This window comes from Klebsiella sp. ME-303, assembly GCF_007910085.1.
Taxonomy (GTDB): domain Bacteria; phylum Pseudomonadota; class Gammaproteobacteria; order Enterobacterales; family Enterobacteriaceae; genus Klebsiella; species Klebsiella michiganensis.
This window is the reverse complement of the sequence record NZ_VOJB01000102.1, coordinates 40,900-62,875: the sequence shown is the minus strand read 5'-3', so window position 1 is coordinate 62,875 and position 21,976 is coordinate 40,900. Positions and strand designations below refer to the sequence as shown.

The window sequence follows — 21,976 nt, the reverse complement described above, 5'->3', positions numbered from 1 at the left end:
GGAGCCGAAGCCCCCGTTTGTATCGCGACCGTTTAGCGCTGGCAGATATTGACCAGCAATTCTTCCATCCACTGATGCCCTTTATCACGGCCCGCCGCTTCATGCCATGAAAGATAGCAGGTACGGCTATTCACTTTCAGCGGCAACGGTAATATTTGCAAATCCAGCTTATCGGCGAACTCGCTGGCTAACCAGCGCGGTGCGATAGCAACCATATTGGTCTGGGAAACCACATTTAATACGCTGACCATCGCGTTACCTTGATAAGCAATACGCGATTGTTTATCCGCGGTGTCATACCACGGCTGGCTAAATGAAGCGTATCGGTCGAGAGCGACAACCGCGTGCTCCTCCTGATAAATATCATTTTCCATCATTGGGCCAGAAATACGCGGATGTTTCCGGCTCGCCACCAGCACCATTTCATCTTTAAATAAAGGCACGCAGGCAAACTCAGGGCGACGAAACTCTTCATAACCAATAACGAATTCAATTTCCTGATAACGTAATTGATGTTCCGTGTTTTGATTCAATGCCGATTTAAAGACCAAATGAATGTTGGGCGCAATCTCGCCAACTTTATTGAAAATAACCGAAGTCAATGCGTTATCCAGCGGGCTGCAAACGCATAAATTAAAGACCCGCTCGCTGCTGAGCGGCTCGAAGCCCGAGCCCGGCAACTCGTTCTGCACTAATTGTAATGCCTGTCGTACAGAACCAAATAGCTGATAAGCACGCGCCGTTGGCTGGATGCCGCGCCCATAACGAACAAACAGCTCATCATTAAACATCACCTTCAGTCTTGATACGGCATTGCTGACCGCCGGCTGCGACATCCCCAGGGAGTGTGCCGCACGGGTGATATTTTGTTCCTGCATTACCGCATCAAATACGGTTAACAGATTCAGGTCGACCATTCTCAGCTGAGGTTTTGCGTTTTCCACCTCTGAGTCCGGCTTATATTCAGTATTTTCTTTTAACATATTTAACTCCACTGTCACGCTAAATTCCCTTTGCCAAAGTGCAGTAATTAATTCTGAAAATATCATTTACCATGCATATGACATTTACAAAAGGGCAAAGATGAATTTTAGGAATATATTAAGGTTATGAGTGGCGACGAAAATTCTGCAGTTGAACGTACCCGCAACCCCCTAACCATATTGTTTACTTGATAAAACCAAGTGTACCCATAAATATCAAAAATAAACAATAACAGCAGCGGTTAACTATAATTTAAGCACTATTACAATATCGGTTTAAGCCGCCCTTAACATTCACATTTTATTATCATTGATAATACCCCTTTACAAACATGAACACATTCAGCAAACAAATAAATTCAGCTATTTCATTAAGATATGATTCTGGCCAGGCGCGCTATCCTTGCGGCTCTCAGCGAAAATCAAAATTATCAAATAGTGAAAATATCTCAACATGCGCTGATGTCCTAAAAAGGATCATCGGCAAAAAAGCGCGATCGTCAGCACAATTAGCTAATTCTTCTCGCGGGTAAAAAGACCTTTTGTTCACCCAAGGGTTGACATCAAACCCCATATCCAGTAACTCTAAATACATAACGATTTCATCTGGAGCATGACGCAATGATTCGCAGCATTCGCTTTCTCAGCCTACTACTACTAAACGCATCCATTTTGCGCGGTAGGCTGTTGGGCGACGTTCATCGTTAAGTCATCTTCCAGCAAGACTATAAAACCCGCGCCAATGCGCGGGTTTTTTTATGCTCGTAAGCAAGGCGCCAGGACACAGACCAAGGATCTAAACCATGAGCCAGCAAGTCATTATTTTCGATACGACCTTACGCGACGGTGAACAAGCGTTACAAGCCAGCCTGAGTGTGAAAGAGAAACTGCAGATTGCTATGGCCCTGGAGCGGATGGGCGTTGACGTCATGGAAGTGGGCTTCCCAGTCTCGTCTCCAGGCGACTTTGAATCCGTGCAAACCATCGCGCGCACGATCAAAAACAGCCGCGTTTGCGCCCTGGCCCGCTGCGTAGAAAAAGATATCGATGTTGCAGCAGAATCATTAAAAGTGGCGGAAGCGTTCCGTATTCACACTTTTATCGCCACCTCGCCGATGCATATCGCCACCAAGCTGCGCAGTAACCTGGATGAGGTTATTGAACGTGCCATCTATATGGTGAAGCGCGCACGCAACTACACTGACGATGTCGAGTTTTCCTGTGAAGACGCTGGCCGTACGCCGATTGCCGATCTGGCTCGCGTCGTTGAAGCCGCGATTAATGCAGGCGCAACAACCATCAATATTCCGGATACCGTCGGCTACACCATGCCGTTCGAATTCGCCAACATCATCACCGGTTTGTACGAACGCGTGCCTAACATCGACAAAGCCATTATCTCCGTCCATACCCATGACGACTTAGGCATCGCGGTCGGTAACGCCCTCGCAGCGGTCCACGCCGGCGCTCGCCAGGTTGAAGGCGCGATGAACGGTATCGGCGAACGCGCCGGCAACTGCTCGCTGGAAGAAGTGATCATGGCGATTAAAGTGCGCAAAGACATTATGAATGTGCACACCCGCATTAATCACCAGGAAATCTGGCGTACCAGCCAGACCGTCAGCCAGATTTGCAATATGCCGATCCCTGCCAACAAAGCTATCGTCGGAACCGGCGCCTTTGCCCACTCTTCCGGTATTCACCAGGACGGCGTGCTGAAAAATCGCGAAAACTACGAAATCATGACGCCGGAATCTATCGGTCTGAACCAGGTGCAGCTGAACCTGACCTCACGCTCCGGCCGCGCGGCGGTAAAACACCGTATGGAAGAGATGGGCTATAAAGACACCGACTATAACATGGACCATCTGTATGACGCGTTCCTCAAGCTGGCGGATAAAAAGGGCCAGGTATTTGACTATGACCTGGAAGCATTAGCCTTCATTAATAAACAGCAGGAAGAACCGGAGCATTTCCGCCTGGATTACTTCAGCGTGCAGTCCGGCTCCAGCGATATCGCAACCGCCTCCGTGAAGCTGGCCTGCGGTGATGAAACAAAAGCTGAGGCCGCCAACGGTAACGGCCCGGTGGACGCCATTTATCAGGCCATTAACCGCATCACCGGCTATGAGATTGAGCTGGTCAAATATGACCTCAACGCCAAGGGTCAGGGTAAGGATGCGCTGGGCCAGGTGGACATCGTGGCGAACTACAACGGCCGCCGCTTCCACGGCGTGGGTCTGGCGACGGATATCGTGGAATCTTCCGCGAAAGCCATGGTTCACGTCCTGAACAATATCTGGCGCGCCGCTGAAGTCGAAAAAGAATTGCAACGCAAAGCTCAGAATAAAGAGAACAATAAGGAAACCGTGTAATGTCGAAGAATTACCATATTGCTGTTTTACCAGGTGATGGTATTGGCCCGGAAGTCATGAACCAGGCGATGAAAGTACTGGAAGCCGTTCGCCACCGTTTTGATATGCGCATTACCACCAGCCAGCACGACGTCGGCGGTGTCGCCATCGATCGTCAGGGCACTCCCCTGCCGCAGACTACCGTCGAAGGCTGCGAACAGGCCGACGCGATCCTGTTTGGCTCCGTTGGCGGACCGAAATGGGAGCACCTGCCGCCCGCGGAGCAGCCGGAGCGCGGCGCGCTGCTGCCCCTGCGTAAGCATTTCAAATTATTCAGCAACCTGCGCCCGGCTAAGCTGTACCAGGGCCTGGAAGAGTTTTGCCCGCTGCGCGCCGATATCGCCGCTAACGGCTTCGACATTTTATGCGTCCGCGAACTGACCGGCGGCATTTACTTCGGCCAGCCGAAAGGCCGTGAAGGCAGCGGCCAGCATGAGAAAGCGTTCGATACCGAGGTGTATCATCGCTTTGAGATTGAGCGTATCGCCCATATTGCGTTCGAGTCCGCCCGCAAGCGTCGCCACAAAGTGACCTCGATTGATAAAGCGAACGTGCTGCAGTCTTCTATTTTGTGGCGTGAAATCGTTAGTGAAGTCAGTAAGCAGTATCCTGACGTTGAGCTGTCGCATATGTATATCGACAACGCCACCATGCAGCTGATCAAAGATCCGTCCCAGTTTGACGTCCTGCTGTGCTCCAATCTTTTCGGCGACATCCTGTCTGACGAATGCGCCATGATTACCGGTTCAATGGGCATGCTGCCGTCCGCCAGCCTCAACGAGCAAGGCTTTGGTTTATATGAACCCGCAGGCGGCTCCGCGCCGGATATCGCCGGTAAAAACATCGCTAACCCCATCGCGCAGATCCTCTCCCTGGCGCTGCTGCTGCGCTATAGCCTGGATGCCGATAACGCGGCAACCGCGATTGAAAATGCGATCAACCGCGCATTAGAAGAAGGCGTACGTACCGGCGATTTAGCGCGCGGCGCGGCGGCGGTCAGTACCGATGAAATGGGCGATATCATTGCCCGCTATGTCGCTGAAGGGGTGTAATCATGGCGAAGACGTTATACGAAAAGTTGTTTGATGCTCACGTGGTTTATGAAGCGCAAAACGAAACCCCGCTGCTGTATATTGACCGTCATCTGGTTCACGAAGTGACCTCGCCGCAGGCGTTTGACGGTCTGCGCGCCCACAAACGCCCGGTACGTCAGCCGGGCAAAACCTTCGCCACGATGGATCACAACGTTTCGACGCAGACGAAAGACATTAACGCGTCCGGCGAAATGGCGCGTATCCAGATGCAGGAGTTAATTAAAAACTGCAAAGAGTTCGGCGTGGAACTGTACGATCTGAACCACCCTTTCCAGGGCATCGTCCACGTGATGGGGCCGGAACAGGGCGTCACCCTGCCGGGTATGACCATCGTCTGCGGCGACTCACACACGGCAACCCATGGCGCATTCGGCGCGCTGGCCTTCGGTATCGGCACCTCTGAAGTCGAACACGTCCTGGCTACGCAGACGCTGAAGCAGGGTCGCGCTAAAACCATGAAGATCGAAGTCAAAGGTAAAGCGGCTCCGGGCATCACCGCCAAAGATATCGTTCTGGCGATTATCGGTAAAACCGGCAGCGCCGGCGGCACCGGTCATGTTGTCGAATTTTGCGGCGAAGCCATCCGTGATTTAAGCATGGAAGGCCGTATGACCCTGTGCAATATGGCTATCGAAATGGGCGCGAAAGCGGGCCTGGTCGCGCCTGACCAGACCACCTTCGATTACGTGAAAGGCCGTCTGCACGCGCCGAAAGGCAAGGATTTTGACGAAGCCGTCGCCTGGTGGACAACCCTGACCACCGATGATGGCGCGACCTTTGACAGCGTTGTCACCCTGCAGGCGGAAGAGATTGCCCCGCAGGTCACCTGGGGCACCAACCCAGGTCAGGTCATCTCCGTCACCGACATCATTCCGGATCCGGCATCATTCACCGACCCGGTAGAGCGCGCGAGCGCGGAAAAAGCGCTGGCCTATATGGGCCTGAAATCTGGCGTACCGTTAACCGACGTGGCGATTGATAAAGTCTTTATCGGCTCCTGCACCAACTCGCGTATCGAAGACTTACGCGCGGCGGCCGAAATCGCTAAAGGCCGCAAAGTCGCGCCGGGCGTTCAGGCGCTGGTCGTGCCAGGCTCTGGTCCGGTAAAAGCGCAGGCCGAAGCCGAAGGCCTGGATAAAATCTTTATTGAAGCCGGCTTTGAGTGGCGTTTACCCGGCTGCTCCATGTGCCTGGCGATGAACAACGACCGCCTGAACCCGGGCGAGCGCTGCGCCTCCACCAGCAACCGTAACTTTGAAGGCCGTCAGGGCCGCGGCGGGCGTACTCACCTGGTCAGCCCGGCCATGGCAGCCGCGGCGGCCGTTACCGGTCATTTCGCCGATATCCGTAGCTTGAAATAAGGAAACCATCATGGCAGAGAAATTTACCCAACATACCGGCCTGGTGGTTCCGCTGGACGCCGCGAACGTCGATACCGATGCAATCATTCCAAAGCAGTTCCTGCAGAAAGTCACGCGTACCGGTTTTGGCGCCCATCTGTTTAACGACTGGCGCTTCCTGGACGACAAAGGCGAACAGCCTAACCCGGAATTCGTGCTGAACTTCCCGGAATATAAAGGCGCCTCTATCCTGCTGGCGCGGGAAAACTTCGGCTGCGGCTCTTCGCGCGAGCACGCGCCGTGGGCGCTGACCGATTACGGTTTTAAAGTCGTCATCGCGCCGAGCTTCGCCGATATCTTCTACGGCAACAGCTTTAACAATCAGCTGCTGCCGGTCACCCTGAGCGAAGCGCAGGTCGATGAGCTGTTTAAGCTGGTCCACTCCCAGCCGGGCATTAAGTTTGAAGTCGATCTGGAAGCCGAAGTGGTTAAAGCAGGCGATAAATCTTACAGCTTTAAAATTGACGCTTTCCGCCGCCACTGCATGCTGAACGGTCTGGACAGCATCGGCCTGACTTTGCAGCATGAAGAGGCGATCTCAGCCTATGAGAAAAAACAGCCGGCCTTTATGAATTAAGGCAGCCGCCATGTATATCTCAGCCCGGACCGCGATCCGGGCTTTTTTTTCGCCGGTAAAAATGAGATCTGGCGCACATATATCAATATTCGTCGCTATCACGGGGCGACATTTTTGCCGCGATAAAAATAAATCATTATCAATTGGGCATCTATTCAATCATTCCCCTACTATTTTTGTGTCATTCCACAAGTACAAGTAAAAAATCGATTGAAATATTTAAGGTAAAAACACCAATGTGTAAATAAATTGTTAATCCCATAGAATCACGCTATAGCTCCGCGCAAAAAAAAGCATTATTTTTCTATTAAACGCCTCGTTATCTTTCCCACAGAGAAATATTAACTTTGGACAGGCCAGAATCGCCGTAAAAGGCCATCAGGCATCCAGTGGAGAGAGCATATGAGCCACTATCCCCATCTTTTTTCCCCGTTGACCATTAACGGAATGACAATAAAAAACCGCATCATCATGCCGCCAATGGGCACCAACCTGGCGAGCCTGAACGGGGAAGTCACGCAGGAGCAGATTGACTACTATGAGCTACGCGCGCGGGGCGGCACAGGACTCATCACTATCGAGAATATTTGCATCGATTTTCCTTTCGCCTCTAACGGCACTACGCAGCTGCGTATCGATAACGATCAATATATTCCGCGCCTGTTCAAATTAACCGAAACCTTACATAAACACGGCGCCTGCGTCAGTATTCAATTAAACCACGCCGGCGCGTCGGCCTATGCGTATCGCCTGAACGGCGAAATGCCGCTGTCTTCTTCCAGCACGCCGTCCAAAAAGAACGGGAATATTCCCCGCCCGATGACGCACGATGAGATATATCATGCCGTCGATAAATTTGGTGACGCGGCGGAGCGCGTTCGCCGCGCTGGATTCGACTGCGTGGAAATTCACGCCGGCCACTCTTATTTAATTAGCCAGTTTTTATCACCGCTGTTTAATAAGCGCACCGATGAATTTGGCGGCAGCGTAGAGAATCGCGCCAGAATATTAACCTTAATCGTCGATAAGGTTCGGGCCTGCGTAGGTCCGCGTTTTCCGGTCAGCCTGCGTATTAGCGCCGATGACTTTCTGAAAGGTGGAAATACGCTCGAAGACTCCTTGCGGATCCTCGAACTGTGCCAGGAAAAAGTGGATATTATCAACGTCTCCGCCGCGCAAAACGACAACCTCAATTTCCAGATTGACCAGATGTCTCTGGAAGATGGCTGGAAGCGCTACCTCTCGCGTGCGGTACGCGACAAATTCCACAAGCCCACGGTGATTGCCGGCAACATCCGTACCCCGAAAGTCGCCGAAGATATTATCGCCAGCGGCGATGCCGACCTGATTGCCATTGGCCGCGGCCTGATCGCCGAGCCGGAGTGGGTGCAAAAAGTTCAAAGCGGCAACGAACGTTTGATGCGGAAATGCATCTCCTGCAACATTGGCTGCGCGGATCACCGCATCGCCCGCTCCCGCCCTCTTCGCTGCTCGATCAACCCGGATATCATCCACGGCGACGCGTATAAGCAGCAGCGCGTGATCCGCGATACCAACGTCGTGGTCATCGGCGCGGGTACGGCGGGAATGGAAGCGGCCTGCACCGCGGCTGAAGTCGGCTGTCATACCTGGCTGCTGGAAGAGAAGCACAGCATCGGCGGACTGGCCAGCGAGATCTCCCTGCTGCCGGAGAAAAAGCGTATCGCTGATTTTCCGCAGTTTATGAAAAACCGTATCGCCTCGCTCGATAACCTGATGCTGCAGGTCGGCAAACGCGCCACCGTGGCGTCCGTTTCCGCTCTTCGCCCGGATTTAATCGTCAACGCCACCGGTTCAGTGCCCCTGCTGCCGCCCATTGAAGGACTGCGCGAGAACATCGATGTCGAAGGCGGGAACGTCTTCTCCATTACCAACATGATTCATCATCTGGACCAGTTTGCCGATGCTACAGGTAAACGCATCGCCGTCGTCGGCGCAGGCGCCGTGGGTCTGGACGTTATCGAGTACTTCTCCGCGCGCGGTGCCAGCGCCGTGCTTATCGAGATGCAGGACGCGCCGGGTCGCGATCTGGACATCATTACCAAAAACGCCATGTTGACCATGCTGGATGAACATCACGTGGAACAGCACATGCGCACGCAGCTGGTTGCCGTCACCCCGACGCATTTCACCGTTAAAAATGCGGATGGCACCTTCGACATTCCTTTCGATTACGGCTTCGTCTGCCTGGGAATGCGCGCCAACACCGCCGGTCTCACTGAGATTGAACAATGGGCCAGAGCCAATAACGTAAAAATAATGAACATCGGCGACAGCCTGATGGCCCGGCGAATCATTGATGGCGTGCGCGAAGGGCGCAACGTGCTGGACACCCTCGAAGATATGGGGGCTCTCGGCAACCGCGAATCGACAAAAATTCCATTTCTAACATATTGAGGATTTTATCATGGCAGAACGTATTACCGGACATACCGAGCTGATTGGCCTGATTGCGACCCCGATTCGTCACAGCATGTCGCCAACCATGCATAACGAAGCCTTTGCCCATCTGGGGCTGGACTACGTTTACCTGGCCTTCGAAGTGGGTAATGAAACGCTGAAAGATGTCGTTCAGGGCTTTCGCGCGTTAAAACTGCGCGGCTGTAACGTCTCCATGCCGAACAAAACGGAGATTTGCCAGTATCTGGACAAGCTCTCGCCGGCGGCAGAACTGGTTGGCGCGGTGAATACCGTGGTGAACGACAATGGCGTACTGACCGGCCACATTACCGATGGCACCGGCTATATGCGCGCGCTCAAAGAAGAGGGCATTGATATCATCGGCAAAAAAATGACCGTTCTGGGCGCTGGCGGCGCGGCAACCGCGCTCTGCGTTCAGGCCGCGCTCGATGGCGTCAAAGCGATCTCCATCTTTAACCGCAAAGATAAATTCTTCGCCAATGCCGAACAGACCGTCGCCAAAATCCGTAATAACACCAACTGCGAGATCCACCTGTTCGATCTGGACGATCATGACAAACTGCGCGCGGAAATCGACAGCAGCGTCATTCTGACTAACGCCACCGGCGTGGGCATGAAACCGTTTGAAGGCCAGATGCTGCTGCCTGACGACAGCTTCCTGCGCCCGGACCTGATCGTGTCTGACGTGGTCTACAACCCGCGCAAAACTTATCTGCTGGAAGTGGCCGAGAAAAAAGGCTGCCGCACCATCAACGGTCTGGGGATGATGCTCTGGCAAGGCGCGCGCGCTTTTGAAATCTGGACGGGCAAAGAAATGCCGGTTGAACACATCAAAAGTATCCTGTTCTAAGGATGGTCGCGATGAAAAATCCATATGTCCCAACGGCGGCTGGGCTCTATCTTAACTACCTGATCCACGGCATGGGGGTTTTGTTAATCACCCTCAATATGGCGAATCTGCAGGAACAGTGGGGGACCGACGCTGCCGGCGTCTCCATCGTCATTTCGTCGCTCGGGATCGGTAAGCTCGCCACGATCGTCACAGGATTCCTGTCCGACCGTTTTGGCCGTAAACCTTTTATCTATCTCGGCATCGCCAGCTATCTGGTGTTTTTCCTCGGTATTCTGCTGACGAAAAACATTTATATGGCCTACTTCTTCGGCATTATGGCCGGTCTGGCAAACAGCTTCCTCGATTCCGGAACCTATCCGGCGCTGATGGAAGCCTTCCCTAACTCCGCCAGCCGGGCAAATGTGCTGATCAAAGCCTTTGTCTCTGCCGGGCAGTTCCTGCTGCCGTTCATTATCGGTGCGCTGATTTGGGCGAATATGTGGTACGGATGGTCGTTTATCATCGCCGCCGTATTGATGATTATTAGCGCTATCTACCTGATAAAAATGCCTTTCCCGGACCATCGGGCGAAAAAGGAAACCGCAGAAAAATCGTCGGCCGCCGCCGTTGCCCCGCAGGCGAACGCCGGCAAGCTGGATATGGCCATCTTTACCCTGTACGGCTATATCGGTATGGCGACTTTTTATCTGGTCAGCCAGTGGTTAGCGCAGTACGGCGAGTTCGTTGCCGGCATCCCGCACGAGTCGGCCATTAAACTCCTGAGCGTCTATACTGCCGGTTCCCTGACGTGCGTGTTCGTCACCGCGGCCTTTGTCAAAGAGGTATTTAGCTCGGCCGTCGCCATGATCGTTTACACTTTCCTGTCGATGATGTCACTGCTGATCGTTTGCCTGTTCCCTACGCCAATGATAGTGACCGGCTTCGCCTTTATCATCGGCTTTGCCGCCGCCGGCGGCGTGCTGCAGATAGGCGCGACCATTATGGCCATGAGCTTCCCGAACGGAAAAGGCAAAGCCACCGGGATCTTTTATACCGCAGGAAGTCTGGCCAGCTTTACGATCCCGCTGATCACGGCAAAACTGTCGAAGATAGGTATTGCCAGCATTATGTGGTTCGATCTTCTGATCGCGATCGTCGGCTTTGTGATCGCCCTGTACATCGGTTATCGTCAGCTTCAGGTTCGCGCCGCTGCAAAAACATCCCGGGTTGCAGCAACCGCCTGATGGTCAATGACAAAAAGAATAATGGATACCAACATGACTCAAGCAGTAACAGTAAAAAACATCACCTTCCAGGAAGGGGAAACCTTAATCTGCGTACCGCTGATCGGCAAAACGCTCGCCGAGCTGCAGACTAACGCGCGCGCGCTGGCTACCGCCGGAGCCGATATTATCGAGTGGCGCGTCGATCACTTCACCCAGGTCAGAGAAACGGAGCAGGTACTACTGGCGCTGGGCGAGATTCGCCAGCTGCTGAAAGAGATCCCGCTGCTGTTCACCTTCCGCAGTAAAAAAGAGGGTGGCGAAACGGAAATCAGCGACGAAGCCTATTTTGAGCTGAATCGCCAGGCGGCCGTTAGCGGTCTGACCGACGTGATTGATATCGAGCTGTTTAATGACGAAGCGCAAATTCGCTCGCTGGTGAGCGATGCCCACGCTGCGGGCGTCAAAGTTATCATGAGCAATCACGATTTCCATAAAACGCCGGCTCAGGAAGATATCATCTACCGCCTGCGCCGCATGCAGGATCTTGGCGCTGACCTGCCGAAGATCGCGGTTATGCCGCAGTCGCCGCAGGATGTCCTGACCCTGCTCTCGGCAACCCTGACGATGAAAGAGAAGTACGCGACTCGGCCGTTAATCACCATGTCGATGGGTAAATCCGGCGGCGTGAGCCGGGTAACCGGCCGTTTGTTCGGTTCAGCAATGACCTTCGGTACCGTCGGCCAGGCTTCTGCGCCAGGGCAAATCGCCATTACCCAACTGCGTGAACTGATGGATATTCTTTCCTGATAAAACTTCGCCCGGGGGTCACCCTCCGGGCGATGTTGCTAGCGGATTTTTTGGCTGTCATTAATAATGACATCTTTAAATGACTGAATCGCCGGAGAAAGTACCCGCTCTTTCATCGTTGCCAGATAGATATAACGCGGAGGAATCGCATTTTTAATCGTCAGGATATGCACGTTGTAATACGAGAGCGCGGAAATTCGCGGCATAATCGCAATACCGTAATCAATACTGACCAGCCCCGCCATCGCCGTATCCTCATCAACGTAGCAGGCAATATCCGGCACCAGCTTTTGCTGCATAAACACGTTATCAATAAAGGGGCGTAACCCGCTATTTTCTGAAAAATAGATATAGGGATAGTGGATAGTCTCCACCAGGTCGACTTCATTTTCATAGAGCCTGGCCAGAGGGTGATCTTTTGCCGTCACCACGACCAGCTCCTGCTGAATAATAGGAATAAAGTCGATATCAGGTTCATCCGCAATATAGGAACAAATCGCCAGGTCGCTTTTCCCGGCCTTCAGTTCCTGCAGAAGCGTTAACGACGTTCCCTGAGTAAAAGAAAATGTCACATTGTGACGAGATGGTGAAAGTGAATATTTATTAATTAACTGCGGAACAACATATTCGCCCATGGTGTAAATAAACGCAATGCGAATATTCTCCTTGTTCTCGTCGCTATTTTTTTGCAACGTCATGCGGCCATTCTCTAATGAGGCCAGGGCATCTTCGACGTAGGGCAGAAAGCGCTTACCATTCTGCGTAATTTTGACATTACGCCCTTTCCTGGCAAATAGCGCCACGCCAAGCTCTTTCTCCAGTTCAGATATGGCGTGGCTTAGCGAGGGTTGAGTGATAAAAAGACTGGAGGCAGCTTCAGTGTAGTGCTCGGTTTCTGCCAGCCGCTTAAAATAATAAAGTTGCTTTAGGTTCATTATTTTTGCTCGTATAATATAAGAATAAAACTCATGCCCCTAATATACCATACAGGCTATCGATGATGAGCCGAAAAGGAGAAATATCGGGGTTATATCAAATATTGTTATGCCATGTCACAGAAGCCGTAACAAAGCGTGACTTATCATCGATAGCGTCAACGTCAAATAGAATATTTTTGCCTGCATAAATTCATGCAAAAATATTTTAAACTTTAAAGGAAATCACTATGAGGACGATCGATGCTCAGGAACGGCCGATTTTGCCGTCGGCCACGCAAAAGCGAACTAAAACGCGAATTGTAATTTTAATGTTACTATCGATAGGGACGATGATAAATTATCTCGATCGGACTATTTTAGGTATTGTTGCGCCCAAGTTAACGAGCGAAATAGATATTGACCCGGCCATGATGGGGATCGTTTTTTCCGCTTTCGCCTGGACCTACGCTCTGGCGCAAATTCCCGGCGGGATGTTTCTCGATCGCTTCGGCAATAAGCTGACCTACGCGCTTTCTATTTTTTTCTGGTCAACCTTTACCTTACTGCAAAGCTTTTCTGTCGGCCTAAAATCGCTGCTGCTGCTGCGTTTAGGCTTAGGCATCAGCGAAGCCCCCTGTTTCCCGGTTAATAGCCGTGTCGTCAGTAAATGGTTTCCGCAGCATGAACGCGCCCGGGCAACGGCGACTTACACCGTCGGTGAATATATTGGCCTGGCCGCATTCTCTCCGCTCCTTTTTTTAATTCTGGAGCATCATGGCTGGAGAACGCTATTTTTCCTGACCGGTGGGTTGGGTATTGCGTTTACTTTTGTATGGTGGAAGTTTTATCACGAGCCACATGAATCAAAAACGGCAAATAAAGAAGAGCTGGAGTATATCGGCGTAGAAAATACGGCATGCGTCAATGAAAATATCCCTTTCAACTGGCATGATGCGAAACGTCTGCTGTGCTGCCGGCAAATCATCGGCGCCAGCCTTGGTCAATTTGCCGGTAACACCACGCTGGTTTTCTTCCTGACATGGTTCCCGACTTATCTGGCTAACGAACGCCACCTCCCCTGGCTTCACGTGGGTTTCTTCGCCTCCTGGCCGTTCCTGGCCGCGGCTATCGGTATCTTTTTCGGCGGTTGGGTATCCGATAAAATAATAAAGAAAACCAACTCAGTAAATATTAGCAGAAAGCTGCCAATTATTTCCGGACTGCTACTGTCGAGCTGCATCATCATTGCTAACTGGGTCGATAGCAACACCGCTGTCATTATTATTATGTCGATTGCATTTTTTGGCCAGGGTATGGTTGGCCTCGGCTGGACGCTTATTTCTGACATTGCCCCTAAGAATATGGGCGGATTGACCGGCGGCATTTTCAACTTCTGTGCTAATATGGCATCAATTATTACCCCATTAATTATTGGGGTTATCATATCCATGACCGGTAATTTTTTCTATGCGCTGATTTATATCGGTTTAACCGCGCTGGTTGGCGTTATCGCGTATGTTTTTATTATCGGCGATATTAAAAGGATCGTGTTGAAATAACCTGTCCAGCCCCTGTCCCGGCATCCTGCCGGGACAGGGGTGGCGATTCAGATATCTTTCACCCTGCTGGTCATAAACAGCGTCACCAGCGAAATTGCGGCAATCGTCCAGTAGACGCTGGCGTGACCATAGCTTTGCGACAGCGCGCCCTGAATCACCCCCGCCAGAATCACCCCGGTGGAAATACTGTTGGTAAACAGCGTCGTCGCGGCGCCCGCCCGTCCGGGCATCAGATCCTGAAACCACAGCATGCCAATCCCGGCAACAATCCCGATAAATACGGCATTAAACAGCTGTAGCACCAGCAGCGCCACGCGGTCGTGGAACAGAATCAGACCGATATAAAACAGCACGCCCGCCGCAACCGCTGTCACCATCATCTTGCGTTTGCCCCAGCGCTTAACGTAGTAGCCCGCCAGTATCATCGCCGGGATCTCCAGCCCGGCAGCGGTGCCCATCAAAATCCCCGCAAGGCTGTCCGGCAGGCCAAGATCGCTGCTGATCCACAGAGGCATATCAATGATATACATGGTATTGCAGGTCCACATCAGCGTGGAGGCGATAAACAGCATCCGCACGTTTTTATCGTGCCATCCTCCGGCCTGCACCAGCACGTCAGCGCCTTCCGAAGGCTGCTCAACGCGGGCGACCGAGGGCAGTTTGACGGCGATCAGCGCCAGGCTTATAACAAAGATCCCGGCGGCAATCGAAAACATGGTGGTGAAGCCATAATTCAGCGCCAGCATAAAAGCCAGCGGTGGACCAATAACCCACGCCAGCGAAAGCTGCGCACGCATTATCGAACTGAACATCACCACTTCGCGCGCCGAGCTATCGGCATATTCCCGCGCCAGGGCAAAAAGCTGCGGCATCGCGGCATTCGCCACCGAGGCCAGCATAACCCCGCAGGTAATCAGCGTCAGATAGTGGCGATTAAAAGCGAACAGCAGCGCGTTTCCCACCGCCATCAGGCAGCAAAACATAATCAGCCGCCGGCGATCGCCCCGGCTGTCGGAGCGTTTAGCCAGCGCCAGGCTGACCAGAATGCCGGCAATGGCGTTAACCGTATAGAACAGTCCTACCCAGAACGGCTGCGCGCCCACTTCGCGGCTGAGGAATAAGCTGAGCGTCGGCGCCTGCAGCGCGCCGGCGATCCCCATCATGAAAGCGACAAGCATAAAAGCGGCGTAAACGCCGTTTAGACGACGCCCCATCGTCATTAACCACAGCATGAAATATCCTTAAGCACGCGAAGAAAACGAAAAAAGCCAGCAGAAGTATTCTGCTGGCGGGTGATTCTATACTCTATGGATTTCGAGTTGCGGGCAGGCGGCCAGAACGTAAGTCACTGGAAACATAGATAACTATGTGGCCTGGGCGAGCGGGCGCAGCCAACGCACCTGCAGCTTGAAAGACGACGAGTATAACACCAATACTCAGTCACACATGATGTCTGCAAGTCAATGATCCGAGGTCTGCGACGTAACTCCCCACTGCATCAGCTCGCCGAGCATTTTCTGCTGTCTTCCTGCCATCAGGCGGGCCAGCCAGGACGCATCCTGCGTCGCAGAAAAGTAGCGTTGGTAGAACTGTTTCATGGTTGACCCCATCATATTCACCTCCTCGCTTCATCGATGTTGATTATTGACTTAATATAGGAAGTAATAAATTGCTGAGTTTTTATCAGGAGTTCCCCTTTTATGTCTTCCGGTCGTTTACAACAGCAGTTCATCCGCCTGTGGCAGTGCTGCGATGGCAAGTCGCAGGAGACCACGCTGAATGCGCTGGCAGAGATGCTAAGCTGCTCGCGCCGCCATATGCGTACCCTGCTCAACATGATGGAAGCGCGCGGCTGGCTGACCTGGGAGGCGGAGGCCGGGCGCGGCAAGCGCTCCCGCCTCTCTTTTCTCTATACCGGTCTCGCCCTGCAGCAGCAGAGGGCGGAAGATCTGCTGGATCAGGACAGAATCGATCAGCTGGTGCAGCTGGTTGGCGATAAAGCCGCCGTCCGGCAAATGCTGGTTTCCCATTTAGGCCGCAGCTTTCGTCAGGGCCGGCATATCCTGCGCGTGCTCTACTATCGGCCGATGAAAAATCTGCTGCCCGGCAGCGCGCTGCGCCGCTCGGAAACGCATATTGCCCGGCAGATTTTTAGCGCCCTGACGCGGGTAAATGAGGAAAATGGGGAACTGGAGGCCGATATTGCTCACCATTGGCAGCAGATCGCCCCCACCCACTGGCGCTTTTTTCTGCGTCCGGGGATTCATTTTCATCATGGACGAGAGCTGGAGATGGAAGATGTCATTACCTCTCTGCAGCGCAGCAACGCCCTGCCGCTGTTCTCTCATATCGAGCGCATCGACTCTCCCACCGCATGGACCCTCGACATTCATCTCCGCCAGCCCGACCGCTGGCTGCCGTGGTTGTTAAGCCAGGTCCCGGCCATGATCCTCCCGCATGAGTGGCGAACGATGGAGAATTTCTCCAGTATCCCCGTGGGGACCGGGCCCTACTCGGTTGTGCGTAATAACCAGAATCAGCTCAAAATTCACGCCTTCGATGACTATTTCGGCTACCGGGCGCTGATCGATGAAGTGAACGTCTGGGTCCTGCCGGAAATCAGCGAAGAACCCAACGGCGGGTTGACGTTACAGGGCACCACGCAAAGCGAAAAAGCGGTGGAAAGCCGCCTGGAAGAGGGGTGTTATTACCTGCTGTTCGACGCCCGCAGCCCGCTGGGCGGTAACAGCGCGGTACGCCAGTGGCTAAGCTATGTGTTCCAGCCCGCTAACCTGCTCTATCACGCGGGCGAGCACTATCAGGGCAACTGGTTCCCGGCGTATGGCCTGCTGCCCCGCTGGCATCATGCGCGCAGCCACGCCTGCGAGAAGCCTGCCGGCCTTGAGACGGTCAGGCTGACCTACTACCAGGATCACGTCGAGCATCGCGTGATGGGCGGGATCATGGCAACGCTGCTGGCCGAGCATCAGGTTAAACTGGAGATCCAGGAGCTGGAGTATCAGGAGTGGCACCGCGGGGAGGTGGTCAGCGACGTATGGCTCAACAGCGCCAACTTTACGCTGCCGATCGATTTCTCCCTGTTTGCCTGGCTGTATGAAGTTCCGCTGATTCGCAACTGTATCCCCATCGACTGGGAACAGGACGCCGCTCGCTGGCGCGCGGGCGAGCTGAACCCGGCCACCTGGAGTCAGCAGCTGTTGGCCAATCAAACCGTGGTGCCGCTGATCCACCACTGGCTGATGATCCAGGGGCAGCGCAGCATGCGCGGCGTACGCATGAACACGCTCGGCTGGTTTGACTTTAAGTCCGCGTGGTTCGCGCCGCCGGAGCCGTAATGCTTTCCGTTGGCAAACAAAATCATTACACTAACTGCCGTTCTCAACGGGGTGCTAATAAACATACGCAATCTCATTCAAGTTGCCTCAACGCGCGGTTAGCGCAGAAGCAACCCGAAGATAAAGCGTATGGGCTGAGAAAATACCCGTCGAACCTGATCCGGATAACGCCGGCGAAGGGATTTGAGGCCCTCTCAAAATCCTTTGCCACCCCTTTTTCTGAGGTGCAAAGTGTTGAAAAAATTACTCCCCCTGCTGGCGCTGGTCGCCGCGCCCGTTTTTGCCAAACCGCTGCTCACCGTTTATACCTACGACTCGTTCTCCGCCGACTGGGGCCCGGGCCCGGCGGTTAAAAAAGCCTTTGAAGCCGACTGCGGCTGCGAGCTGAAGTTCGTGGCGCTGGAAGATGGCGTCTCGCTGCTCAACCGCCTGCGAATGGAAGGCAAAAACAGCAAAGCCGACGTGGTGCTGGGGCTGGATAACAACCTGCTGGAAGCCGCTTTGCAAAGCAAGCTGTTCGCCAAAAGCGGCGTCCCGGCCAGCGCGGTCAGCGTGCCCGGCGGCTGGGACAACGACACCTTCGTGCCGTTCGATTACGGCTACTTCGCCTTTGTTTACGATAAAAACAAGCTGAAAAATCCGCCGAAAAGCCTGAAAGAGCTGGTTGAGGGCGAGCAAAAATGGCGGGTGATTTATGAAGATCCGCGCACCAGTACGCCGGGCCTGGGCCTGCTGCTGTGGATGCAAAAAGTCTACGGCAATAAAGCGCCGGAAGCCTGGCAGAAGCTGGCGGCGAAAACCGTTACCGTTACCAAGGGCTGGAGCGAAGCCTACGGCCTGTTCCTGAAAGGCGAAAGCGATCTGGTGCTGAGCTACACCACCTCCCCGGCTTACCACATTATCGAAGAGAAAAAAGATAACTACGCCGCGGCAAACTTCGCTGAAGGCCACTACCTGCAGGTTGAGGTAGCCGCCCGCACCGCGGCCAGCAAACAGCCGGAGCTGGCGGAAAAGTTCCTTAAATTTATGGTATCGCCGGGCTTCCAGAACGCGATCCCCACCGGCAACTGGATGTATCCGGTGACGACGGTTGCGCTTCCGGCAGGCTTTGACGCGCTGATGAAACCGCAAACGACCCTCGAATTCACACCGCAACAGGTGGCCGCCGAACGTCAGAACTGGATTAGCGCATGGCAACGCGCCGTCAGCCGCTAGCTTTCGGCTGGCTCCTGCCGGGACTCACGGCGGCCATCGTGCTGGTCGTCGTGGCGCTGGCCGCCTTTCTGGCGCTATGGTTCAGCGCTCCGGAGACCTCCTGGAACGCGCTTATCCGCGACAGCTATCTCTGGCACGTGGTGCGTTTCTCCTTCTGGCAGGCCTTCCTTTCCGCGCTTTTTTCGGTGCTACCGGCGATATTCCTCGCCCGCGCCCTGTACCGGCGTCGCTTCCCAGGGCGCACGCTGCTGCTGCGCCTTTGCGCGATGACCTTAATTCTGCCGGTACTGGTGGCGGTCTTCGGCATTCTTAGCGTCTACGGTCGTCAGGGCTGGCTGGCCCAGCTATGCCACGTTTTTGGCTGGCAGTGGGAATTCACGCCCTACGGGCTACAGGGGATCCTGCTGGCGCACGTATTCTTTAATATGCCGATGGCCACGCGCCTGCTGCTGCAGACGCTGGAAAATATCCCCGGCGAACAGCGGCAAATCGCCGCCCAGCTCGGCATGCGCGGCTACGTCTTCTTCCGGCTGGTCGAGTGGCCGTGGCTGCGCCGGCAAATTCCACCGGTCGCGGCGCTGATCTTTATGCTCTGTTTCGCCAGCTTTGCGACCGTGCTGTCGCTGGGCGGCGGCCCGCGGGCGACCACCATCGAACTGGCGATTTACCAGGCCCTTAATTTCGACTACGACCCGGCGCGCGCGGCGATGCTGGCGCTTATCCAGATGGTCTGCTGCCTCGGGCTGGTGCTGCTTAGCCAGCGCCTGAGTAAAGCCCTCGCCATCGGGGCCAGCCATATTCGCGGCTGGCGCGATCCCGACGACCGGCTGTACAGCCGGCTGTGCGACGCGGCGCTGATTGGCGCGGCGCTTTTACTGCTGCTGCCGCCGCTGCTGGCGGTGATAGGCGACGGGCTGAACAGCAATCTGCTGAGCGTGCTGCATCAGCCGGCGCTGTGGCAGGCGCTGTGGACGTCGCTGCGTATCGCGCTTGCCGCCGGGCTCTTAAGCGTCATCCTTACCATGATGCTGCTCTGGAGCAGCCGCGAGCTTCGCGCCCGCCGTCACCCTCTGGCCGGTCAGGCGCTTGAGCTGAGCGGGATGCTGATCCTCGCCATGCCGGGCATCGTGCTGGCCACCGGTTTCTTCCTGTTGCTCAATAACAGCGTGGGCCTGCCCGAGTCCGCCGACGGTATCGTGATTTTCACCAATGCGCTGATGGCAATCCCCTATGCGCTCAAGGTACTGGAAAATCCGATGCGCGATATCGCCGCCCGCTACGGCACCCTCTGCCAGTCGCTGGGGATGCACGGCTTCACCCGCCTTCGGGTGGTTGAGCTTCGCGCTTTAAAGCGGCCGCTGGCCCAGGCGCTGGCCTTCGCCTGCGTGCTATCGATTGGCGATTTCGGCGTCGTGGCGCTGTTCGGCAACGAAGATTTCCGTACGCTGCCCTTTTATCTGTATCAGCAAATTGGTTCTTACCGTAGCCAGGACGGCGCCGTGACCGCCCTTCTGCTTCTGCTGCTGTGCTTTTTACTCTTTAGCGTGATTGAAAAACTTCCGGGACGCGATGCTAAAACTGAATGATGTGACCTGGCTTTACCAGCATCTGCCGATGCGTTTTACGCTTTCCGTCGAACGCGGTGAGCGCATCGCGGTTCTTGGCCCGAGCGGGGCCGGAAAAAGCACGCTGCTGAACCTGATTGCCGGTTTTTTAACGCCCGCCAGCGGCAGTATCGCGCTCGACGGCCAGCCCCATACCCACACGCCGCCCGCGCGTCGTCCGGTATCGATGCTGTTTCAGGAAAATAATCTGTTCAACCATCTCACCATCCGCCAGAACATTGCGCTGGGAATGCATCCGGGGCTCAAGCTGAACGCGGATCAATCCGCCCATCTGCAGGCGATTGCCGGACAGATGGGGATTGACGCGATGTTAGAGCGGCTGCCGGGCGAGCTTTCCGGCGGCCAGCGCCAGCGTGCGGCGCTGGCGCGCTGTCTGGTGCGCCAGCAGCCGGTACTGCTGCTGGATGAGCCCTTCTCGGCGCTCGATCCCGCGCTGAGGCTGGAGATGCTGACGCTGGTTGCCGATGTCTGCCAGCAGCGGCAGCTGACGCTGCTGATGGTCTCGCACAGCGTGGAAGATGCGGCGCGCATCGCGCCGCGGTCGGTGGTCGTGGCTGAGGGACGCATTGCCTGGGATGGCGCGACCGCCGCGCTGCTCAGCGGCAACAGCAGCGCCTCGGCGCTGCTGGGAATTAGCGCAAAATAACCTTATGCAGGATGTCGAGATAGACCGGCATCAGCGGATGACGGAAGGCAAACACCAGCGCCGCGCCGGCGGCGCACACCATGAGCGGAGCGAGCCACAGCAGGCGCGAACGCGGCAGAAACCGGGTGAGACGATCGCCAGCGCTTTTGGCGCTGCGCCACAGCCGCCAGCATAGCCACGCCGCCAGCCACGCCAGCAGTGCCGCCCCCAGCAGCAGCCACTTAAAGCTGGCGCTATTCTCATCGGCCGGGATATCAATGGCCGCCCCGGCAAGGATTCCCGGTAAGAAGTAGAGCGGCGGCCACAGCAGGCAGCCGATGATATTCGGCGGGATGAACTTCGCGACCGGCAGATCGAGCATTCCGGCGACCATCGGCACCAGCGGACGCGTGGGCCCGACAAAGCGGCCAATCAGAATCGTAAACATGCTGTGCTGATGCAGCGCATGTTCGGTTTTATCCAGCAGCGCTTTGTTTTTCTTCAAAAAAGACCAGCGATGCAGCGGCTTTTTAAACCGCCAGCCAAGCCAGAATGAAATCCAGTCGCCGAGCAAACAGCCGATAATCCCCGCCAGCCACGCCTGCCAGAAGTTAACCTCGCCGCTGCCGATCAGCGCCCCCAATCCGGCCATCATCACCGTTCCCGGTAAGATAAGCCCCACCAGCGCCAGCGACTCGAGGAAGGCGACCAGCAGAACGGCTATCAGAGAATAGACCGTGGATTGAGTAATAAAGTGTTCCAGCAATGCTTGCATAATGTACCCGGTTTAAAAACGAAGCACGGATTCTCCGGAGCCGTTCATACTTCGTCAAGCCATCATTTGTTTGTATAGTTTACTGGCTGTGTTAAAAATCCGGGCCATCAT

General features: G+C 54.6%; 19 protein-coding genes and 1 riboswitch. Of the genes, 14 read left to right on the top strand and 5 right to left on the bottom strand.

Annotated elements, in window-relative coordinates:
- Positions 1-32: 32 nt before the first annotated feature.
- Complete coding sequence (gene leuO / locus FQK12_RS24400; protein WP_086073947.1) at positions 33-1,001, bottom strand: transcriptional regulator LeuO; 969 nt, start codon at positions 999-1,001, stop codon at positions 33-35.
- Between the two features lie 603 nt (positions 1,002-1,604).
- On the opposite strand from leuO, the gene leuL reads away from it, so the two are divergent.
- The 9 genes from leuL (at position 1,605) to aroD (ending at position 11,793) form a co-directional block, all read left to right on the top strand.
- Positions 1,605-1,691, top strand: a complete 87-nt coding sequence (leuL, locus tag FQK12_RS28045; protein WP_009654551.1) for a leu operon leader peptide — start codon at positions 1,605-1,607, stop codon at positions 1,689-1,691.
- Between the two features lie 95 nt (positions 1,692-1,786).
- Entirely contained in the window at positions 1,787-3,358 is a 1,572-nt protein-coding gene (gene leuA / locus FQK12_RS24390) for a 2-isopropylmalate synthase (protein WP_004098567.1), read from the top strand.
- Positions 3,358-4,449 carry a 3-isopropylmalate dehydrogenase gene (gene leuB / locus FQK12_RS24385; protein WP_004098566.1) on the top strand — a complete coding sequence of 364 codons (1,092 nt, stop codon included), beginning with the start codon at positions 3,358-3,360 and terminating at the stop codon, positions 4,447-4,449. Before leuA ends, leuB begins: the two co-directional genes overlap by 1 nt.
- A 2-nt stretch (positions 4,450-4,451) precedes the next feature.
- Positions 4,452-5,852 (top strand): 3-isopropylmalate dehydratase large subunit, encoded by a 1,401-nt coding sequence (leuC, locus tag FQK12_RS24380; protein ID WP_014227914.1) that lies wholly within the window; start codon positions 4,452-4,454, stop codon positions 5,850-5,852.
- A 10-nt stretch (positions 5,853-5,862) separates the two neighbouring features.
- Entirely contained in the window at positions 5,863-6,468 is a 606-nt protein-coding gene (leuD, locus tag FQK12_RS24375; RefSeq protein ID WP_014227913.1) for a 3-isopropylmalate dehydratase small subunit, read from the top strand.
- A 402-nt stretch (positions 6,469-6,870) separates the two neighbouring features.
- On the top strand, positions 6,871-8,904 hold the full coding sequence (locus tag FQK12_RS24370; RefSeq protein WP_014227912.1) for an FAD-dependent oxidoreductase: 2,034 nt from the start codon (positions 6,871-6,873) through the stop codon (positions 8,902-8,904).
- A gap of 10 nt (positions 8,905-8,914) precedes the next feature.
- The gene (locus FQK12_RS24365) at positions 8,915-9,778 is read left to right on the top strand and encodes a shikimate dehydrogenase (protein WP_014227911.1); all 864 of its coding nucleotides are present in this window, start codon (positions 8,915-8,917) and stop codon (positions 9,776-9,778) included.
- An 11-nt stretch (positions 9,779-9,789) separates the two neighbouring features.
- Positions 9,790-11,004 carry an MFS transporter gene (locus tag FQK12_RS24360; protein ID WP_014227910.1) on the top strand — a complete coding sequence of 405 codons (1,215 nt, stop codon included), beginning with the start codon at positions 9,790-9,792 and terminating at the stop codon, positions 11,002-11,004.
- 33 nt (positions 11,005-11,037) lie between these two features.
- Positions 11,038-11,793, top strand: coding sequence for a type I 3-dehydroquinate dehydratase (gene aroD / locus FQK12_RS24355; RefSeq protein WP_014837399.1), 756 nt, complete (start codon positions 11,038-11,040; stop codon positions 11,791-11,793).
- Positions 11,794-11,831: 38 nt separating this feature from the next.
- Here aroD and FQK12_RS24350 read toward each other — a convergent pair whose 3' ends face one another.
- Positions 11,832-12,728, bottom strand: coding sequence for a LysR family transcriptional regulator (locus FQK12_RS24350; protein ID WP_014227908.1), 897 nt, complete (start codon positions 12,726-12,728; stop codon positions 11,832-11,834).
- A 230-nt stretch (positions 12,729-12,958) separates the two neighbouring features.
- Between FQK12_RS24350 and FQK12_RS24345 the strand changes: the two genes are divergently transcribed.
- A complete protein-coding gene (locus FQK12_RS24345; protein ID WP_038423358.1) occupies positions 12,959-14,269 on the top strand; it encodes an MFS transporter in 1,311 nt (436 codons plus the stop codon).
- Between the two features lie 47 nt (positions 14,270-14,316).
- Here FQK12_RS24345 and FQK12_RS24340 read toward each other — a convergent pair whose 3' ends face one another.
- Both FQK12_RS24340 and sgrT read right to left on the bottom strand, forming a co-directional pair.
- Positions 14,317-15,501, bottom strand: a complete 1,185-nt coding sequence (locus tag FQK12_RS24340) for a sugar efflux transporter (RefSeq protein ID WP_009654594.1) — start codon at positions 15,499-15,501, stop codon at positions 14,317-14,319.
- Positions 15,502-15,729: 228 nt separating this feature from the next.
- A complete protein-coding gene (sgrT, locus tag FQK12_RS24335; RefSeq protein WP_004098552.1) occupies positions 15,730-15,882 on the bottom strand; it encodes a glucose uptake inhibitor SgrT in 153 nt (50 codons plus the stop codon).
- An 87-nt stretch (positions 15,883-15,969) separates the two neighbouring features.
- On the opposite strand from sgrT, the gene sgrR reads away from it, so the two are divergent.
- The 4 genes from sgrR to thiQ all read left to right on the top strand — a co-directional run bounded on the left by sgrR (position 15,970) and on the right by thiQ (position 21,111).
- Positions 15,970-17,625, top strand: coding sequence for an HTH-type transcriptional regulator SgrR (sgrR, locus tag FQK12_RS24330; protein WP_014227906.1), 1,656 nt, complete (start codon positions 15,970-15,972; stop codon positions 17,623-17,625).
- 37 nt (positions 17,626-17,662) lie between these two features.
- Positions 17,663-17,825, top strand: a riboswitch (TPP riboswitch).
- 31 nt (positions 17,826-17,856) lie between these two features.
- Complete coding sequence (thiB, locus tag FQK12_RS24325) at positions 17,857-18,840, top strand: thiamine ABC transporter substrate binding subunit (protein WP_038423359.1); 984 nt, start codon at positions 17,857-17,859, stop codon at positions 18,838-18,840.
- Positions 18,816-20,426, top strand: a complete 1,611-nt coding sequence (thiP, locus tag FQK12_RS24320) for a thiamine/thiamine pyrophosphate ABC transporter permease ThiP (protein ID WP_014227904.1) — start codon at positions 18,816-18,818, stop codon at positions 20,424-20,426. Before thiB ends, thiP begins: the two co-directional genes overlap by 25 nt.
- The gene (thiQ, locus tag FQK12_RS24315; RefSeq protein WP_014227903.1) at positions 20,410-21,111 is read left to right on the top strand and encodes a thiamine ABC transporter ATP-binding protein ThiQ; all 702 of its coding nucleotides are present in this window, start codon (positions 20,410-20,412) and stop codon (positions 21,109-21,111) included. Before thiP ends, thiQ begins: the two co-directional genes overlap by 17 nt.
- Here the strand turns inward: thiQ and FQK12_RS24310 are convergent.
- Positions 21,098-21,865: a DedA family protein gene (locus tag FQK12_RS24310; RefSeq protein ID WP_014227902.1), complete on the bottom strand. Its 768-nt coding sequence runs from the start codon at positions 21,863-21,865 to the stop codon at positions 21,098-21,100. The two genes, thiQ and FQK12_RS24310, sit on opposite strands and share 14 nt — an antisense overlap.
- Positions 21,866-21,976 lie beyond the last annotated feature (111 nt).

Bases quoted from the DNA above. Each gene is read 5' to 3' on its own strand.
- FQK12_RS24370 (WP_014227912.1), top strand. From the start codon at position 6,871: ATGAGCCACTATCCCCATCTTTTTTCCCCGTTGACCATTAACGGAATG.
- FQK12_RS24310 (WP_014227902.1), bottom strand. From the start codon at position 21,865: ATGCAAGCATTGCTGGAACACTTTATTACTCAATCCACGGTCTATTCT.
- sgrR (WP_014227906.1), top strand. From the start codon at position 15,970: ATGTCTTCCGGTCGTTTACAACAGCAGTTCATCCGCCTGTGGCAGTGC.
- FQK12_RS24345 (WP_038423358.1), top strand. From the start codon at position 12,959: ATGAGGACGATCGATGCTCAGGAACGGCCGATTTTGCCGTCGGCCACG.
- aroD (WP_014837399.1), top strand. From the start codon at position 11,038: ATGACTCAAGCAGTAACAGTAAAAAACATCACCTTCCAGGAAGGGGAA.
- leuC (WP_014227914.1), top strand. From the start codon at position 4,452: ATGGCGAAGACGTTATACGAAAAGTTGTTTGATGCTCACGTGGTTTAT.
- leuD (WP_014227913.1), top strand. From the start codon at position 5,863: ATGGCAGAGAAATTTACCCAACATACCGGCCTGGTGGTTCCGCTGGAC.
- leuA (WP_004098567.1), top strand. From the start codon at position 1,787: ATGAGCCAGCAAGTCATTATTTTCGATACGACCTTACGCGACGGTGAA.
- leuB (WP_004098566.1), top strand. From the start codon at position 3,358: ATGTCGAAGAATTACCATATTGCTGTTTTACCAGGTGATGGTATTGGC.
- sgrT (WP_004098552.1), bottom strand. From the start codon at position 15,882: ATGATGGGGTCAACCATGAAACAGTTCTACCAACGCTACTTTTCTGCG.
- thiQ (WP_014227903.1), top strand. From the start codon at position 20,410: ATGCTAAAACTGAATGATGTGACCTGGCTTTACCAGCATCTGCCGATG.
- FQK12_RS24350 (WP_014227908.1), bottom strand. From the start codon at position 12,728: ATGAACCTAAAGCAACTTTATTATTTTAAGCGGCTGGCAGAAACCGAG.
- FQK12_RS24340 (WP_009654594.1), bottom strand. From the start codon at position 15,501: ATGCTGTGGTTAATGACGATGGGGCGTCGTCTAAACGGCGTTTACGCC.
- FQK12_RS24360 (WP_014227910.1), top strand. From the start codon at position 9,790: ATGAAAAATCCATATGTCCCAACGGCGGCTGGGCTCTATCTTAACTAC.
- thiP (WP_014227904.1), top strand. From the start codon at position 18,816: ATGGCAACGCGCCGTCAGCCGCTAGCTTTCGGCTGGCTCCTGCCGGGA.
- FQK12_RS24365 (WP_014227911.1), top strand. From the start codon at position 8,915: ATGGCAGAACGTATTACCGGACATACCGAGCTGATTGGCCTGATTGCG.
- leuL (WP_009654551.1), top strand. From the start codon at position 1,605: ATGATTCGCAGCATTCGCTTTCTCAGCCTACTACTACTAAACGCATCC.